At 34.7% G+C, this 1,396-nt stretch carries 1 protein-coding gene; it reads right to left on the reverse strand.

Going from position 1 to position 1,396, the window contains the following annotated elements:
• Positions 1–26 precede the first annotated feature (26 nt).
• Positions 27–1,259 (reverse strand): ISL3 family transposase, encoded by a 1,233-nt coding sequence (locus ACWTVK_RS09515; protein WP_456046642.1) that lies wholly within the window; start codon positions 1,257–1,259, stop codon positions 27–29.
• Positions 1,260–1,396 lie beyond the last annotated feature (137 nt).

The following is a 1,396-nucleotide window of genomic DNA, read 5'->3' on the forward strand; positions in this document are numbered from 1 at the left end:
AGGCTCTCTGTCAAATGTTGGGGGATTCACCCTACGAGTCTTCTTTGGCACCAATCATAGTTATGGTTGGTGCCATTCTTTTTGCTCAAAAGTAGAATACGTACTCTAAATCTACCAAAGTGGCGAAGTCCATAGCTTATCCGTTTTAATACTTTAATTTTGTTGTTAGTTCCTTCTGTGTATCCATTAGAATATGGAAGTAAGAATGCATTAGTTAATTGCGTCATCCATGCAGGAAATGATGTAAAGAAGTTATTAAATTCATTTAAGCCAGATGCTTTTACTAATTCCAACCAATGCGTTAAATGTGCAGCTATTCTTTGTTTACCATAGATTGAAAAGATTTTTCTAAAAGAAAGTTTTAAAGCATATGCTTTTCGTAAATCATCAGATATTCTGAGTATTTCACATAGTTTAATATGTTCGGCTTCCGTTAGATGGTCTGGATGCTTCATTAGTACACGTCGATTCTGTTTTAACATACGTGAATAAGCAGCCAGTTTATGTTGCTCACGCTTTCTAACTCGCTCTACTGCCCAATCTACAAGTCGACATACATGGTATCGATCACAGATAATATGCGCATGTGGAAATAGCGCCTCCATGATGCGCTTAAATTGTATGGACATATCCATTACAATAAACTTAACTTGTAGGCGATCCTTATGTTTAAATGATACAAAATAGTGGATTAATGCTTGCGTATCACGTTTCGGTAAAATATCTAATATTTCATGTGTATCTGGATTAGTTAAATTAACTTGGTATTGGTAGCCTTCTGCATTTCCTTTAAACTCATCAATACCAATCACAGTGGGTAAGGTCTTGGGCTTAGGTATAGTGATCATAGAGCAATAACGTAATACTGTAGTAATAGATGTATCACACTCATTAGCAATAGCTGTATAGGTTACACTTTCAGTAAGTTTATCAAATAGCATTCTAATATTAGTTACACTTAGTTGCATATGTTTTCGTACAAATGGATTGCTTTCAGCAAAAGAATGACCACAATGCGGACAAATATACCGACGCTGTCTGTATTTTCCAATTAGTGGACCTCGTTGTACTTTTCCAAACTTTACAGTACGTATGCGGTAATCCTTAATATGCTTTGTGGTTTCTCCACACTTTGGGCAAATATGTGATGTTGCTGGTAATTCTATGTCAAAAATAAATATTCCGTCTAATTCATAGCTATTTGTAATATATTCTTGTTTTACATTATGTAAAAATTCAGTATAATCAGTAGTAGGCATATAAGCTCACATCCTTTCTTTAGGACTTTGACACTTTTATTGTAAAGCATGTGAGCCTTATATGCTTATTTTTTTGCAAAAAAATAATGTTGGAAGTGACACCGTAGTGGTGTCACCCCAACATTTATTATAGAGCC

The sequence above is a fragment of the Veillonella sp. Ser01 genome (assembly GCF_053850375.1).

Coding starts and splice junctions, on each gene's coding strand:
- ACWTVK_RS09515 (WP_456046642.1), bottom strand. CDS start 1,259: ATGCCTACTACTGATTATACTGAATTTTTACATAATGTAAAACAAGAA.